This is a genomic window from Agromyces tardus (assembly GCF_003710805.1).
GTDB classification, from domain to species: domain Bacteria; phylum Actinomycetota; class Actinomycetes; order Actinomycetales; family Microbacteriaceae; genus Agromyces; species Agromyces tardus.
The window spans coordinates 1-14,257 of the sequence record NZ_RHHB01000039.1 but is presented as its reverse complement, the minus strand read 5'-3'; the positions used below and the strand labels follow the sequence as shown (position 1 = coordinate 14,257).

The following is a 14,257-nucleotide window of genomic DNA, read 5'->3' as shown; positions in this document are numbered from 1 at the left end:
AGGCGAGACGGGACGCGCAGCCGAGGACGGTGCCGGCGGACGCCCGCGAGCGGACGCCAGCGGGCGGACCCCGAGGGCCGCGAGGCGGGGGAGGATGGAGGGGTGACCGCCGCCCTGAAGCTCATCCGCCGCTACCCCGTCGTCTCGCTGACGCTCGCGATCGGGCTGGCCGGGATCGTGCTCGCCCTCGCCGGCCAGGGGTGGCTCGTCGCGTGGGTCTTCAGCGGCTACGCCCTCGTGATCGCCGCCTGGCAGGCCGTCGGCATGGTGCGCGACATCCTGCGCGGCCACTGGGGGCTCGACCTCCTCGCGGTCACCGCGATCGTCGCCACGGTGCTCGTGGGGGAGTACGTCGCGGCGCTCATCGTCGTGCTCATGCTCACCGGCGGCGAGGCCCTCGAGGACTACGCCAACCGGCGCGCCAAGCGCGAGCTCGACGCACTGCTCACCCGGGCCCCGCAGTTCGCGCACCGGGTCGAGGGCGACGAGCTCGTCGACGTGCCGATCGACCACGTGCAGGTCGGCGACGTGCTGCTCGTGCGTCCCGCCGAGATGGTGCCGGTCGACGGCACGATGCGCTCGCCCGAGACCACGATGGACCAGTCCTCGATCACGGGCGAGAGCGTGCCGGTCGAGAAGCACGCGGGCGACGAGGTGCTGAGCGGCTCGGTCAACGGGCAGGCGGCGGTCGAGATCGTCGCCACGGCGAGCGCCGCCGACAGCCAGTACCAGCAGATCGTCGCACTCGTGAGCGAGGCGGCCGCGAGCAAGGCACCCGTCGTGCGGCTCGCCGATCGCTACGCCGTGCCGTTCACCGCGTTCTCGCTCCTGCTGGCGGGCGTCGCGTGGTGGATCTCGGGGGACCCGGTGCGCTTCGCCGAGGTGCTCGTGCTGGCGACGCCGTGCCCGTTGCTCATCGCGGCGCCGGTCGCGTTCATCGGCGGCATGAGCCGGGCGGCCCGCAACGGGATCATCGTCAAGGGCGGCGGCGTGCTCGAGCAGCTCGCCGGGGCGAAGTCCGCGGTGTTCGACAAGACGGGAACGCTCACCCACGGCGCGCCCGAACTCGTCGCCGTGCGGGCCGAGCCCTGGCTCGCCGAGGACGAGCTGCTCCGCTACGTGGCCTCCGCCGAGCAGTACTCCTCGCACGTGCTCGCCGCGTCGATGATCGACGCCGCGCGGGAGCGCGGCCTCGAGCTGCTCGAGGTGGTGCACGCCACCGAGGAGGCGACCAACGGCGTCATCGCCCGCATCGACGGCCACGAGGCCGTGGTGGGCAAGTTCTCCTTCGTCGCGGCGCATGCGCCCGAGGCGCATCGCACCGACATCGCGCCGGGCGAGCTCGCCGTCTACGTCGCGATCAACGGACGGTTCGCGGGCGCGCTGCTCGCGCGCGACCGGCTGCGCGACAACGCGCGGGCCACGCTCGACCGCCTCGACGAGCTCGGCGTGCACCACACCATGATGCTCACGGGCGACGCGCAGGCGACCGCCGACCACATCGCCGCCGAGCTCGGCATCGAGCGCGTGCACGCCGACTGCCTGCCCGCCGACAAGGTGCGCGAGGTCGCGGCGATCGCCGAGCGGCCCGTCATCATGGTCGGCGACGGCGTGAACGACGCGCCCGTGCTCGCGGCCGCCGACGTGGGCATCGCGATGGGCGCCCGGGGCGCGACCGCGGCCAGCGAGTCGGCGGGCGCGGTCATCCTCGTCGACGACATCGGGCGCACCGCGAAGGCGGTCGAGATCGGCCGCGACACGGTGCGCATCGCGCTGCAGAGCATCTGGCTCGGCATCATCGTGAGCGTCGTGCTCATGGTCGTCGCGGCGTTCGGCGTGATCCCGGCGACGATCGGCGCGCTGCTGCAGGAGGTCGTGGACCTCGCGACGATCCTGTTCGCGCTCCGGGCGATCGGGGGCCGGCTGGATGCCGCGTCGCCCCTGCCGTCGCGAGCGCCGGCGCGCTCCGAGCGGGCCGCCGCATCCTGACGGCGAGGATGCGAGCGGCCGCGGACGGCCGCGGGCCGGCGACCCCGGACGCGGGGCGGTCGTCCGGTCGCCGGCCGCGCCGCGGCATCCGCTCGCACGATCACAACTGGATAACGCCTCGACGAAGTGACGACCGAGGCTTGCCAATAATTTGTTCGTAAGGTTTACTAACAAACGTGACAGCTACGGAAGCGCCCCGCGGAACGGTCCAGGCCGACCCCTCGCAGCCCGCGAACCACCCGATGCCGGGTGGCGCCGCCCAGCTGCTCACGGCGCCGTACGCCGGGGGCTCGCTCTTCGCGAACCGCTCGCTCCGCGCCAGCGGAAAGGTGCTCCCCGAGCACGCCCGCAGCCACAACCGCTCGCTCGTGCTGCAGACCCTCTACACCGAGGGTGCGCAGAGCCGGGCGGATGTCGCCCGCGAGACCGGCCTCACCCGGGTGACCGTCTCCGACCTCGTCGCCGAGCTCATCGGCGAGGGGCTCGTCGTCGAGCTCGGCCAGCGCGAGGACGCCCGTCCGGGCAAGCCCGCCACGCTCATCGACGTCGACCGCACCGGGTTCCACATCATCGGCCTCGACCTCTCGGAGCACACGCGGTTCCGCGGGGCGGTCGTCGACCTCGACGGCAGCATCGTCGCCCGCGCCGAGGTCGCGCTCGACGGCGCCACCGGCGAGCGGGCCTACGAGCTCGTGGCCGAGCTGCTCGACGGGCTGCTCGCGCTCACCCAGACCCGCGTGCTCGGCGTCGGCGTCGGCTCGCCGGGTGTCGTCGACCCCAACGGCGTCGTGCGCTCCGCGCCGAACCTCGGCTGGTCGGGCCTCGCCCTGCAGGAGCGGCTCGCGGCCGCGTTCCACCTCCCCGTGCACGTGGCCAACGACGCGAACGTCGCCGCCCTCGCCGAGCACGGCACGACCCCCGGCGACCTCATCCTCGTCAAGGTGGGCCACGGCGTCGGCGCCGGCCTCATCGTGGGCGGCCGGCCCGTGCTCGGCTCCGGCTTCGCCGCGGGCGAGATCGGCCACGTCGTGGTCGGCACCGACGGCGGCCCGCGGTGCGCGTGCGGCAAGCACGGCTGCCTCGAGGCCTGGCTCGCCGTGCCCCGGCTGACCGCCGAGCTCGCCCGGTTCGAGGGCGCGGCCGACGCGGCATCCGCTCGCGACGAGACCCTGCGGGAGGCGGGCCGGCGCCTCGGCATCGTGCTCGCCCCCGTCGTCGGTGCGCTGAACCTCTCGGAGGTCGTGCTCAGCGGACCGGCGGAACTGCTCGACGGCCCGCTCCTCGAGGCGACCGCCGAAACCCTCCGTGCCAGGACCATGGCGGAGCAGCACCGCGACCTGAGGCTCCGGATGACCGCGTTCGGGCAGGACATCGTCCTGCGCGGCGCGGCCGTCATGGTCCTCTCCGGACAGCTCGGGGTCTCCTAGGGGATCCCGGCGAACGGGAGTCCGAGCAACGACGCCCGTAGACGTGCACCACTCACCCGAACACCCACCCAAGAGAAGGAAATCGCAATGAAGAGAAAGTACGCAGCCGCTGCATTCGCCACGGCCGCTGCCCTCGTTCTCGCCGGATGCAGCTCGACAGGCGACGCCGCCCAGAACGAGTCGGCCGACGGCCAGGACATCACGCTGTGGCTCATGGGCGGTGACACCCCCGACACCCTGCGCACCTACCTGCAGGACGAGTACGAGCAGGCCACCGGCGGCACCCTCACGATCGAGGAGCAGGGCTGGGGCGACGCCGTGGCCAAGCTCACGACGGCCCTGCCCGACGCCGCGAACACGCCCGACGTCACCGAGATCGGCAACACCTGGGCGCCGACCTTCACCAACGCCGGCGCGTTCACCGACCTGAGCGACATGTACGACGAGCTCGGGGGCGACAAGCTCCTCCCGTCGTTCGTCGAGGTCGGCGACGTCGACGGCGCGCACTACGCCCTGCCGTACTACTTCGGCTCGCGGTACAACTTCTACCGCAAGGACATCTGGGAGGCCGCGGGCAAGACGGTGCCCACGACCCTCGCCGAGTTCGACGAGACCGTGAAGTCGCTGCGCACCGATGCGCAGTCGGGCTTCTACATCGGCGGCTCCGACTGGCGCAATGGCATCTCGTGGATCTTCGCCAACGGCGGCGACCTCGCGAAGAAGGACGGCGACAAGTGGGTCGGCACCCTGTCCGACCCGAAGACCATCGCGGGCCTCGAGGAGTTCCAGTCGCTCTTCGAGGGCGCCTCGAACGCTCCGGTCACCGAGTTCGACTCCACCCCGTGGGTGAACATCAACGACAACGAGGCCACGGGCAAGCCCGAGGCGGCGACGATCATCGCTCCCGGATGGGCGCACTGGTCGATCGGCGACCTCGCTCCGGACCCCAAGGACGCCACCAAGACGGTCGCGACCTGGAACGACGACAAGTTCGGCACGTTCGTACTCCCCGGCGTCGACGGCGGCGTGGCCCCCGTGTTCGCGGGCGGCTCGAACATCGCGATCTCGGCGGCCAGCAAGAACCAGGCGGGCGCCAAGGAGCTCATGAAGATCATCTTCTCGCCCGAGTACCAGCAGATGCTCGGTGAGAACGGACTCGGTCCGGCGAACCTCGACTACGCGTCGAGCCTCGGCGACGACCAGTTCGCGAAGGCCCTCATCGAGTCGGCCGCGGGCTCCAAGCTCACCCCGGCGGCTCCCGGCTGGGCCGCGGTCGAGGGTGCGGGCATCCTCGAGGAGTTCTTCGGCAAGGTCTCGGCCGGCGGCGACGTCGCCGACCTCGCGAAGGAGTACGACGCCAAGCTCGACGAGCTGCTCAACTAGTCGTCGACGGCGGGCGGATGCCGCGGCATCCGCCCACCCCCGGCCACATCGCACCACCTCGGGGCCGCGAGTGCACCTTGCTCGCGGCCCCGACCCCTGACCTCCCTTGCACCCGCTCCACCCCGAAAGGAGGATGAGACCGTGACCGCCACGATCACCACCGATGCCGTGACGACCGCCCCAGGTCGGGCGTCGAAGCCGCCGCGCCGGCGTCGGGGACGCTCCGTCCCGCACCTGCTCCTCATCCCCGCGGTCCTGATCCTCCTCGTCGGCATGGGCTACCCGCTCGTCTGGCAGGCCGTCACCTCGCTGCAGGAGTTCGGCATCGCGCAGCAGTTCGGCAAGCCGGCCCCGTTCGTCGGGATCGACAACTACGTCTCCCTGGCCACCGACCCCGACATGTGGGCGGTCGTCGGCCGTTCGCTCGTCTTCTGCCTCGTCACCGCCGCCGTGACGCTCGCCATCGGCATCCTGCTCGCGGTGCTCATGACCGCGGTCGGCCGGGCCGCCCGGCTCACCCTGCAGATCTCGCTGCTGCTCGCCTGGGCGATGCCCGTCGTGGCCGCGATGACCGTCTGGATCTGGCTCTTCGACCGCCGTCGCGGCGTCGTCAACTACCTGCTCGACATGATCCCGGGCGTCGACATGAACCGCTTCTCGTGGCTGTCGAACCCGCTCACGTTCTTCCTCGTCGCCTCGATCATCGTCGTCTGGATGAGCGTGCCGTTCGTCGCCTTCTCGGTGTACGCGGGCCTCACCCAGGTCTCCGACGAGGTGCTCGAGGCCGCGCAGCTCGACGGCGCGTCGGGCTGGCAGCGCCTGCGGTTCGTCATCATGCCGATGATCCGCCCCGTGATCGCCATCGTGCTGCTGCTGCAGCTCATCTGGGACCTGCGGGTGTTCACGCAGATCACGATGCTGCAGGACGCCGGGTCGAAGGCCGGCGAGTTCGACCTGCTCGGCACCTACATCTACAAGCTCGGCGCCGGCGCGCAGGACTTCGGCATGGCCTCGGCCGTCTCGATCTTCGTGCTCGCGCTGACCCTCGCGATCAGCTGGTTCTACGTGCGGAGCCTGCTCAAGGAGGACGCGCAGTCATGAGCGCCACGACCATCCCCGCCGTCGCCGAGGAGCGCACCGCTCCCGCGATCGACGCACCCGACCGGCCCCGATCGACCAAGCTCCGCCTGCGCCCGAAGGTCAGGGCCGGTCGCGTGCTCCTCTCGGTGCTCGCGGTCGTCATCGCCATCGTGTGGGTCTTCCCCGTCTACTGGATGGTGAACTCCTCGCTCCTGCCCAACCGCCAGCTGCAGTCGTTCATCCCGACCTTCTTCCCGATCGGCGGATCACTCGACAACTACGGCAACGCGCTCGCCGACGGCTCGTTCTTCACGGCCCTCGGCGTGAGCCTGTCGATCACGCTCATCGTGGTGTTCTTCTGCCTGCTGTTCGCGTTCCTCGCGTCGGTCGCGATCAGCCGCTTCCGGTTCCGCGGCCGCGCGAGCTTCGTGCTCGCGGTGCTCATCGTGCAGATGCTGCCGGCCGAGGGGCTCTTCATCGCCCAGTACAAGATGATCTCGAGCGCGGGCCTGCTGAACTCGATCGTCGGCGTGAGCATCATCTACACGGCGGCCGTCGTGCCGTTCACGATCTGGATGCTGCGCGGCTTCGTGGCCGGCATCCCCGCCGAGCTCGAAGAGGCGGCGATGGTCGACGGCCTGAGCCGCAGCCAGGCGTTCATGCGCATCACCTTCCCGCTCCTCGCACCGGGCCTCGTGGCGTCGGGCGTGTTCGCCTTCCTGCAGGCGTGGAACGAGTTCACCGTGGCACTCGTGCTGCTGCCGTCGGAGCAGATGCACACGCTGCCCCTGTGGCTGCGCGGGTTCATCCAGGCGAGCGCGACCCGCGAGACCGACTGGGGCCAGGTCATGGCCGCGTCGACGCTCGTGGCCGTGCCCGTCATCGTCTTCTTCCTCATCGTGCAGGGGCGCATGACGAGCGGGCTCGTGAGCGGGGCCGTCAAGGGATGAGCACCGCGCACCATCGCGGCACGGGCGCCGGCCCCCGCCGCGACACCGATACGGCCTCGCCCGCCGGTCGCAACCGGGCGGTGGTGAGATGAGGCTCGGCATCGACATCGGCGGCACGAAGACCGCGGCCGTCGCGATCGGCGCCGACGGGCAGCTGAGCGACCAGGTGCGCATGCCCACGGGCTTCGGCGCCGACGCGGTCGTCGCCACGGCGCTGCGCACGGTCGAGCGGATGACGCAGCTCGCCGGCCTCGACGCGCACGCGTTCGACTCCATCGGCATCGGCATCCCCGGCACGGTGGACGGCGCGACGGGCCGCGTGACCCACGCCGTGAACCTGGGGCTGGAGGGGCTCGACCTCGGCCCGCGGCTCGCCGACCGGCTCGGGGTCGACGTGCGCGTCGAGAACGACGTGAAGGCGGCGGCGCTCGGCGCCCATCACCTGCTCGGCATCGCCGACGGCATCCGCGCGCACTCGATGGCGTACCTGAACCTCGGCACCGGGCTCGCGGCGGGCATCGTGCTCGGCGGCCACCTGCTGCGCGGCACCCACGGGGTCGCCGGCGAGATCGGGCACATCCCCGTCGACCCGGCGGGCGAGGTCTGCGGATGCGGCCAGCGGGGCTGCCTCGAGACCGTGGCGTCGGGCTCGGCGATCGCCCGGCTCTGGCCCACGGAGCAACCGCTCCCCGCCGTCGACCTGTTCGACCGTGCCGAGGCGGGCGACGTGCGCGCCCTCCTGGTGCGGGAGCAGTTCCTCACGGGCGTCGCGTCGGCGGTGCGGTTGCTGGCGCTCACCACCGACGTCGACGATGTCGTGATCGGCGGCGGGCTCGCGGCGCTCGGCGACCGCCTCGTCGACGGCGTGCGCCGCATCCTGGGCGAGTGGGCCGACGAGTCCGCCTTCCTCGCCTCCCTCGACCTGCCGCGCCGCGTGCAGGTCATCCCGCGCGGTTTCCCGGCGGCCGCCGTCGGCGCCGCCCTCGTCGGGGAGGACCCATGGCCGAAGTCGTGATCGTGCGCGACGAGGATGCCGCAGGCGCCCTCGTCGCAGGAGCCATCGTCGAGCTGATCCGCGCGAAGCCAGACGCGGTGCTCGGCCTCGCGACGGGGTCGACGCCGCTCGCGACGTATCGCGCGCTCGCGCGCCGCATCCGCGACGACCGGATCGACGTGCGCGGCGTGCGCGGGTTCGCGCTCGACGAGTACGTGGGCCTGCCGGCGGGCCACCCCGAGAGCTACCGCGCGGTCATCACCCGCGAGGTCGTCGAGCCGCTCGGCCTCACGCCCGAGCTCGTGCGCGTGCCGAACGGCGACCCCGCCACGATCCGCACCGCGGGCGCCGACTACGAGGCGGCGATGGTCGCCGCGGGCGGCGTCGACCTGCAGATCCTCGGCATCGGCCGCACCGGACACATCGGCTTCAACGAGCCGGGCTCGTCGCTCGCGTCGCTCACCCGCGTGAAGACCCTCACGGAGCCGACGCGCGCCGACAACGCGCGGTTCTTCGACTCGCCCGACGACGTGCCCATGCACTGCATCACCCAGGGCATCGGCACGATCCTGCGCGCCCGCCATCTGGTGCTGCTCGCATTCGGCGAGGCGAAGGCCGACGCGATCGTCGCGGCCGTCGAGGGGCCCGTGACGGCGAGCCAGCCCGGGTCGGCGATCCAGCTGCATCCGCGCACGACCGTCATCGTCGACGAGGCGGCGGCAGCGCGCCTCGAGTTCCTCGACTACTACCGGCACGCGTGGGCGAACAAGCCCGAGTGGCAGGGGATCTGACCTCTCAGCGCGGCAGGAGCGCGGGGATCGTGGCGACGTACGCGTCGGCGTCGAAGTCGTCGATCACGGCCCGTTGCACGATGAAGCCGGGCAGGAGCCCCATGAGCACCGGGATGACCCGGTCGGCGTAGCCGTGCGGATCGTCGCCGGAGTGCTCGGGGTGGAGCTCCGCCCACGCCAGCACGTGCGGGCGGATCGTCGCGCGCGCCCGCATGAGCACGCCCTGCAGCACCTCCCGGAGTTCGGGGTTGATCGCCGCCTCGGCCCACACCTGGAGGAGGAGGCCGGTGGCGTCGAACGGCTCGCTGCGGATGCCGGCGATGAGGGCCGCGACGACCTCGCCCGGCGCGAGCGGGTGGTCGCCGCTGAGGGCGTCGAGCTCGTTGCCCCGCGCGCTGAGGATGCGGGCCGCGACGGTCGAGAGCAGCGCCTCCTTGCTCTCGAAGTGGCCGTAGATCGCGCCCGCCGAGAGCCCGGACTCGGCGATGATGTCGGCCATCGAGGTGCGATGGAAGCCCTTCGCGGCGAAGCAGCGCAGGGCGGCGGCGGCGATCTCGTCGCGCCGGGCGTCCCGGTACGCCTCCGTGACCTTGGGCATCCTCCACCTCCTGCTGCACCCGTGGCGCGGTTCGTCTCGAATCTCGCCCTTGACGATCCTAGGTTCTCGCGTTCTACTATAAAAGAACGAATATTCGTTTTTCTTGTGAATCGCGCCGAGAGGGCGCTCGAAACGGGAGTTCCAGATGACCAGTCAACGCAGTGCGGATGCCGCAGGCCCGGCCGCCCCGCACCTCCACCCGACACCCACCCCGATCGGCCGGCTGCTCGGCGCGGCGGGCCTCATGGCCGTCGTCGTCGCCGTGATCGTGCTGGCCTTCTCCTGGCCCGCCGTCACCTCCGAGCCGAAGGACCTGCCCCTCGCGATCAGCGGCCCCGACGCGAGCGTCGCGCAGGTCGAGACCGCGATCGACGCGAAGGCCGAGGGCGCCTTCGCGCTCGAACGCGTCGACGACCGCGATGCCGCCGTCGCCGCGATCGAACGTCGTGAGGCCTACGGCGCGATCGTGCTCGGCGCGGCCCCGACCGACGCCCCCGAGGTGCTCACCTCGTCGGCGGCCAACATCACCGTCGCGCAGACGCTCACCGCGCTCGCCGCGCAGCTCCAAGCGCAGATCGACACGCAGGTCGACGCGCAGGTGCAGGCGGCACTCGACCAGGCCGCTGCCACCATCCAGGCCCTCGCCGCAGGGCAGGCGCCACCCGCGGGCGCGGTACCGCCCGCCGCCGGCGCCGGCGACGGCGCGCCCCAGATCCCCCAGGTCACGGTGGTCGTGACCGATGTCGTGCCCCTCGCCGACAGCGATCCGCGCGGCACGGGGCTCACCGCCGCGATGTTCCCGCTGGTGCTCGGCGGCATGATCGGCGGCATCGGGCTCGCCTTCCTCGTCATCGGCGCCGTGCGCCGGGTCGTGGCGGTGCTCGTGTACTCCGCGGTCGGCGGGCTCGTGCTCACCGGCATCCTCCAGGGGTGGTACGGCGCCCTGCAGGGCGACTACTGGCTGAACGCCGGGGCCATCGCGCTCGCGCTCGCCGCGATCGCGGCGCCCATCACGGGGTTCGTCGCGCTCCTGGGCCGCGCGGGCATCGCACTCGGCGCGGTTACGTTCGTGCTCATCGCGAACCCGATCTCGGCGGCCACGATCCCCGTGCAGTTCCTCGCCGAGCCGTGGGGCGCGGTCGGCCAGTGGTTCCCGCCGGGCGCGGCGGCGAACCTCCTGCGGTCGCTCTCGTACTTCCCCGCGGCCGACACGGCCTTCCCCTGGCTCGTGCTCGCGGGATGGGCGGCCGGCGGCATCCTGCTCTCGCTCATCGGCCACTTCCGCACCGCGGGCGGCGCCGAGCCCGACGCCGAGGCGGCGCACGCCGACGACGTCGAGGCGGATGCCGCGCGCGAGCCCGCGCTCGCCGGCTGATCGCGCGACCGTGGCACGCCGGTCCCGTCGCCCGAGGGCGGCGGGACCGGTGCGGTCGGCGGATGCCGCGCGGCATCCGTCATCGGCGCGTCAGTCGCCGAACTCCTTGCGGCCGTTGATGATGCCGCTCACGGCGGCGACGACCGCGAAGACGACGGCGACGACGGGCTGGCCCATGATCCACCACGCGATCGCGGCCGACGAGAACACGGCGATCTCGACGAGGGCCTTCACGAACGGGTCGACCGCGAAGACCGCCTTCGGCGAGCGGAACAGGGCCCAGAGCAGGATCGCGAGCAGCGGCGCCCCGATGCCGATGAGCAGACCCGGCCACGGCAGGTCGAACGCGACGAATCCGAAGATTCCGAGGCTGACGATCGCGAAGACCTCCAGCAGGAAGCGGATGAGGTCGTTCGGTCCGATCTTGGGCGGGGGTGCGGGCTGGGCGTCGGTCACGAACGACAAGCCTAACCGGCGCGACCGGCGCGCCTCAGCGGAAGATGATCGTGCGGGCGCCGTCGACGAGCACCCGGCGCTCGGCGAACCACTTGACCGCCTGCGAGAGGGTGCGGCTCTCCTCGTCCTGGCCGATCGCGACGAGCTCGGCGACCGAGCGCGAGTGGTCGACGCGCACGACGTTCTGCTCGATGATCGGGCCCTCGTCGAGGTCGCTCGTGACGAAGTGCGCCGTGGCGCCGATGAGCTTGACGCCGCGGGCGTGCGCCTGCCGATAGGGGTTCGCGCCCTTGAAGCCCGGCAGGAACGAGTGATGGATGTTGATGCAGCGTCCGGCGAGGGCGTCGCAGAGCTCGGGGGTGAGGATCTGCATGTACCGGGCCAGCACGACGAGCTCGATGTCGTGCTCGTCGACCGCGTCGAGCACGCGCTGCTCGAAGGCGCGCTTCGCCGCGGCATCCGTGATCGCGAGGGACTCGAAGGGCACCTGGTAGAAGTCGACGAGGTCGCGCAGGGTGCCGTGGTTCGAGAGCACGAGCGGGATCTCGACGGGCAGCTGCCCGGCGCGCTGGCGGAACAGCAGGTCGTTGACGCAGTGGCCGGCGGTCGACGCGAGCACGAGGGTGCGGAGCGGCCGGCCCACCTCGTCGAGGTGGAGCGTCATGTTCCAGCGTTCGCGCACGGGCGCCAGGGCGGCCTCGAACTCCTCGCGGCCGGCGGGCGACTCGACCTGGACGCGCATGAAGAAGCGCCCGGTGTCGAGGCTCGCGAACTGCTGGCTCTCGGTGATGTTGCCGCGCGCGGCGACGATCGCGCCGCTCACCGCGTGCACGATGCCGGGGCCGTCGTCGCAGCTGAGGCTGACCACCCAGTGGAACAGGTGGTGGCTCGGTGCGTCCGTGGTCATCCGGCCAGCGTACCCGGCTCCCAGACGCCGTCGTGTAGACTGCTCCTGGTCGTGCGGTCACCGCCGGCCCTGGGCGCGCACACGAGCGCGTAGTCGACCCGCCTGCAGGCTCAGCCGCGGCGGGGAACGCCGTCGGATGAATCTCATGCCGATCACTGAATCACCGCGCGCCGTCGCGCGCTCCACCTCCACCTCCTCCACCACCGTCTCCGCGACGACCTCCCCGCCGCTGCCGTGGCGCGGGCTCCTCGCCCTCTCGGCGGCCGTGTTCCTCTCGATCACGGGCGAGATGCTCCCCACCGGCCTCCTGCCCGAGATGAGCGGCACGCTCGGCGTCGGGGAACCCCTCGTGGGCCTTCTCGTCTCCGTGTTCGCCTTCACGGTCGTCGTGACGTCGGCGCCGCTCACGGCCCTGACCCAGCGGATGCCGCGCCGCACCCTCCTCGTGGGCGTGCTCGTCGTGCTCGCCGTCACCACCGCCGTGTGCGCGATCGCGCCCGAGTACTGGATGCTCGTCGCCGCCCGCATCGTCGGCGGCATCGCGCACGGTCTCTTCTGGGCGCTCGTCGGCGCGTACGCCGCACGCCTCGTGCCCGAGTCGCAGATCGGCCGCTCCGTGTCGATCGTGCTCGGCGGCGGAACGCTCGCCCTCATCCTCGGCGTGCCCGCGTCGACCGCGCTCGGCCAGGCCATCGGCTGGCGCGCCGTATTCGGGCTCGTGGCGGCGCTCACCCTCGCCGGAGCCGTCCTCGTCTGGTGGGCGCTGCGCTCGAGCGAGCGGCGCACGGCGTCAGCGGCCCGTGCGGTCGCCGACACCGGCCGCGCCGGTGAGCGTGCCGCGGATGCCGCGCCCGAGGCATCCGCCCGGCCCGCCGGCGCCCCGTCCGCCGTCACTCGCGCGCGCCCGAGCACCGGAGCGGCCGCCGTGCTGCTCGTCTGCGCCGTCACGGCGATCACGATGATCGGACAGTACGCCGCGCTCACCTACGTGGCGCCGATCATCACCGACGTCGTCGGCGCGCCGTCGACGTGGGTGGCACCGCTGCTGTTCGTCTCTGGCATCGCGGGCGCGGCCGGTCTCGTCGTCGCGGGTTCGCCGATCGCGCGTCGCGCCAACCGCGCGATGCTCGCCGCCATGGCGGTCGTCGGCGTCTCGCTCGTCGTGCTCTCGCTGTCGCCGGGCCTCTGGCCCGCGGTCATCGCGTTCGCCGTGTGGGGCTTCGGCTTCGGCGCGATCCCGCCGCTGCTGCAGACCCGCCTGCTGCAGGCGGCGGATCCCGCGAAGCGCGACGCCGCGAGCGCCCTCTACACCACCGCGTTCAACGTCGGCATCGGCGGCGGCGCGCTCGTGGGCGGCGTGCTCTTCGACGCGTTCGGCGTCGAGGTGCTGCCCGCCGCCTTCGCGATCCTGCTGCTCATCGCCGGCACGGTCGTCGCGGTCTCGGCGGTGCGAGCAGGTCAGCCGCGCACGGCGTCGGCCGCCGGTCCCGTGCGGCCGTCGGCCACGTAGCGCACCGCGACGTCGACGCTGACGTTGCCCGGCAGGAACGCGGCGTAGTCGGCGGTGCCCGACGGATCGACCGTCAGCACCGTGAACGGGACGCCGTCGACGAGCACCTCGACGTCGGCTCCGGGCACGCCCGCGAGCGTCGCGAGGAGGAACGCGCCGTTGCCGCCGAGCTCGAGCGTCGGCGGGGTGAGCGTGACACTCGTGGGTTCGCTCGCCGGGGAGGCGTTGCCCGCGGCATCCGTCTGCGCGGCGACGAGGACCGTCGTGCCCGCCGGCAGGCCCGCCGCGAGCACCGACCAGGCGCCGTCGGCGTCGGCAGTGACCGTCCAGGTGCCGCCGGTGTCGGCGCTGACGGTGACGGTCGCGCCCGGCTCCGCGGTGCCGCTGAGGATCGGGTCGACGAGTCCGCCGACGGCGTCGACGAAGGCGATGACGGGCGCCAGCGCGATCGAGTCGACCGGCACGGGCACGACGACGGGCGGAGCGGCGGGGACGGGCGACGGTGCCGGTTCCGGCGCGGGATCCGGCGCGGGCGCGGGCGCGGGCGCGGGGATCAGCTCGTCGGCGGCATCCGGAGCCGGCGCGTCGGCGACCGGGGTCTCCGCGGGAATCGGGGAGATCGCGGGTCGCTCGGCGACGGGCTGCGCCGGTGCGGCCGCCGCGGACAGGGGCGCGGAGACGCTCGACTCCTCGGCGCCGAGGTTCGGCAGCACGACGACCGCGGTGATCGCCGCCGCCACGAGCACGAGCCCGCCGATGCCGGCGCCCACCGAGGCGCCGCCGCCCGCGGCGCCGGT

General features: G+C 72.6%; 13 protein-coding genes. 9 read left to right on the top strand and 4 right to left on the bottom strand.

The window, feature by feature from the left end; genetic code table 11:
- Window positions 1-102: 102 nt before the first annotated feature.
- From EDM22_RS14935 to EDM22_RS14905, 7 genes are all read left to right on the top strand, one after another.
- Window positions 103-1,989 carry a heavy metal translocating P-type ATPase gene (locus EDM22_RS14935; protein ID WP_245989435.1) on the top strand — a complete coding sequence of 629 codons (1,887 nt, stop codon included), beginning with the start codon at window positions 103-105 and terminating at the stop codon, window positions 1,987-1,989.
- 242 nt (window positions 1,990-2,231) lie between these two features.
- Window positions 2,232-3,416 carry an ROK family transcriptional regulator gene (locus EDM22_RS14930; RefSeq protein ID WP_122937881.1) on the top strand — a complete coding sequence of 395 codons (1,185 nt, stop codon included), beginning with the start codon at window positions 2,232-2,234 and terminating at the stop codon, window positions 3,414-3,416.
- A gap of 87 nt (window positions 3,417-3,503) precedes the next feature.
- Complete coding sequence (locus EDM22_RS14925; RefSeq protein WP_122937880.1) at window positions 3,504-4,799, top strand: extracellular solute-binding protein; 1,296 nt, start codon at window positions 3,504-3,506, stop codon at window positions 4,797-4,799.
- A 141-nt stretch (window positions 4,800-4,940) separates the two neighbouring features.
- Complete coding sequence (locus EDM22_RS14920; RefSeq protein WP_245989432.1) at window positions 4,941-5,900, top strand: carbohydrate ABC transporter permease; 960 nt, start codon at window positions 4,941-4,943, stop codon at window positions 5,898-5,900.
- Window positions 5,897-6,829 carry a carbohydrate ABC transporter permease gene (locus tag EDM22_RS14915; RefSeq protein ID WP_122937879.1) on the top strand — a complete coding sequence of 311 codons (933 nt, stop codon included), beginning with the start codon at window positions 5,897-5,899 and terminating at the stop codon, window positions 6,827-6,829. The genes EDM22_RS14920 and EDM22_RS14915 overlap by 4 nt, the downstream gene beginning before the upstream one ends.
- Window positions 6,830-6,917: 88 nt before the next feature.
- On the top strand, window positions 6,918-7,844 hold the full coding sequence (locus EDM22_RS14910) for an ROK family protein (protein WP_122937878.1): 927 nt from the start codon (window positions 6,918-6,920) through the stop codon (window positions 7,842-7,844).
- Window positions 7,829-8,614, top strand: coding sequence for a glucosamine-6-phosphate deaminase (locus EDM22_RS14905; RefSeq protein ID WP_122937877.1), 786 nt, complete (start codon window positions 7,829-7,831; stop codon window positions 8,612-8,614). The genes EDM22_RS14910 and EDM22_RS14905 overlap by 16 nt, the downstream gene beginning before the upstream one ends.
- A 4-nt stretch (window positions 8,615-8,618) precedes the next feature.
- Here the strand turns inward: EDM22_RS14905 and EDM22_RS14900 are convergent, their stop codons facing one another.
- Window positions 8,619-9,212, bottom strand: coding sequence for a TetR/AcrR family transcriptional regulator (locus EDM22_RS14900; protein ID WP_122937876.1), 594 nt, complete (start codon window positions 9,210-9,212; stop codon window positions 8,619-8,621).
- A gap of 145 nt (window positions 9,213-9,357) precedes the next feature.
- On the opposite strand from EDM22_RS14900, the gene EDM22_RS14895 reads away from it, so the two are divergent.
- Entirely contained in the window at window positions 9,358-10,587 is a 1,230-nt protein-coding gene (locus EDM22_RS14895) for a hypothetical protein (protein ID WP_138708102.1), read from the top strand.
- A gap of 90 nt (window positions 10,588-10,677) precedes the next feature.
- On the opposite strand, the gene EDM22_RS14890 is transcribed toward EDM22_RS14895, so the two are convergent.
- Window positions 10,678-11,043, bottom strand: a complete 366-nt coding sequence (locus EDM22_RS14890; RefSeq protein WP_122937892.1) for a YrdB family protein — start codon at window positions 11,041-11,043, stop codon at window positions 10,678-10,680.
- Window positions 11,044-11,077: 34 nt separating this feature from the next.
- Complete coding sequence (gene purU / locus EDM22_RS14885; protein WP_122937874.1) at window positions 11,078-11,950, bottom strand: formyltetrahydrofolate deformylase; 873 nt, start codon at window positions 11,948-11,950, stop codon at window positions 11,078-11,080.
- Between the two features lie 145 nt (window positions 11,951-12,095).
- Here purU and EDM22_RS14880 point away from each other — a divergent pair, with 145 nt between their 5' ends.
- Window positions 12,096-13,460 carry an MFS transporter gene (locus EDM22_RS14880; protein WP_122937873.1) on the top strand — a complete coding sequence of 455 codons (1,365 nt, stop codon included), beginning with the start codon at window positions 12,096-12,098 and terminating at the stop codon, window positions 13,458-13,460.
- Here the strand turns inward: EDM22_RS14880 and EDM22_RS19665 are convergent.
- Window positions 13,409-14,257, bottom strand: an 849-nt coding sequence (locus EDM22_RS19665; protein ID WP_245989430.1) for an Ig-like domain-containing protein, incomplete at its 5' end; no start/stop codon positions are given. The genes EDM22_RS14880 and EDM22_RS19665 overlap by 52 nt on opposite strands.

What these genes read in the sequence shown, in the direction of transcription:
- EDM22_RS14895 (WP_138708102.1), top strand. Translation starts at nt 9,358, where the DNA reads ATGACCAGTCAACGCAGTGCGGATGCCGCAGGCCCGGCCGCCCCGCAC.
- EDM22_RS14900 (WP_122937876.1), bottom strand. Translation starts at nt 9,212, where the DNA reads ATGCCCAAGGTCACGGAGGCGTACCGGGACGCCCGGCGCGACGAGATC.
- EDM22_RS14925 (WP_122937880.1), top strand. Translation starts at nt 3,504, where the DNA reads ATGAAGAGAAAGTACGCAGCCGCTGCATTCGCCACGGCCGCTGCCCTC.
- EDM22_RS14880 (WP_122937873.1), top strand. Translation starts at nt 12,096, where the DNA reads ATGCCGATCACTGAATCACCGCGCGCCGTCGCGCGCTCCACCTCCACC.
- EDM22_RS14905 (WP_122937877.1), top strand. Translation starts at nt 7,829, where the DNA reads ATGGCCGAAGTCGTGATCGTGCGCGACGAGGATGCCGCAGGCGCCCTC.
- EDM22_RS14910 (WP_122937878.1), top strand. Translation starts at nt 6,918, where the DNA reads ATGAGGCTCGGCATCGACATCGGCGGCACGAAGACCGCGGCCGTCGCG.
- EDM22_RS14915 (WP_122937879.1), top strand. Translation starts at nt 5,897, where the DNA reads ATGAGCGCCACGACCATCCCCGCCGTCGCCGAGGAGCGCACCGCTCCC.
- EDM22_RS14930 (WP_122937881.1), top strand. Translation starts at nt 2,232, where the DNA reads ATGCCGGGTGGCGCCGCCCAGCTGCTCACGGCGCCGTACGCCGGGGGC.
- purU (WP_122937874.1), bottom strand. Translation starts at nt 11,950, where the DNA reads ATGACCACGGACGCACCGAGCCACCACCTGTTCCACTGGGTGGTCAGC.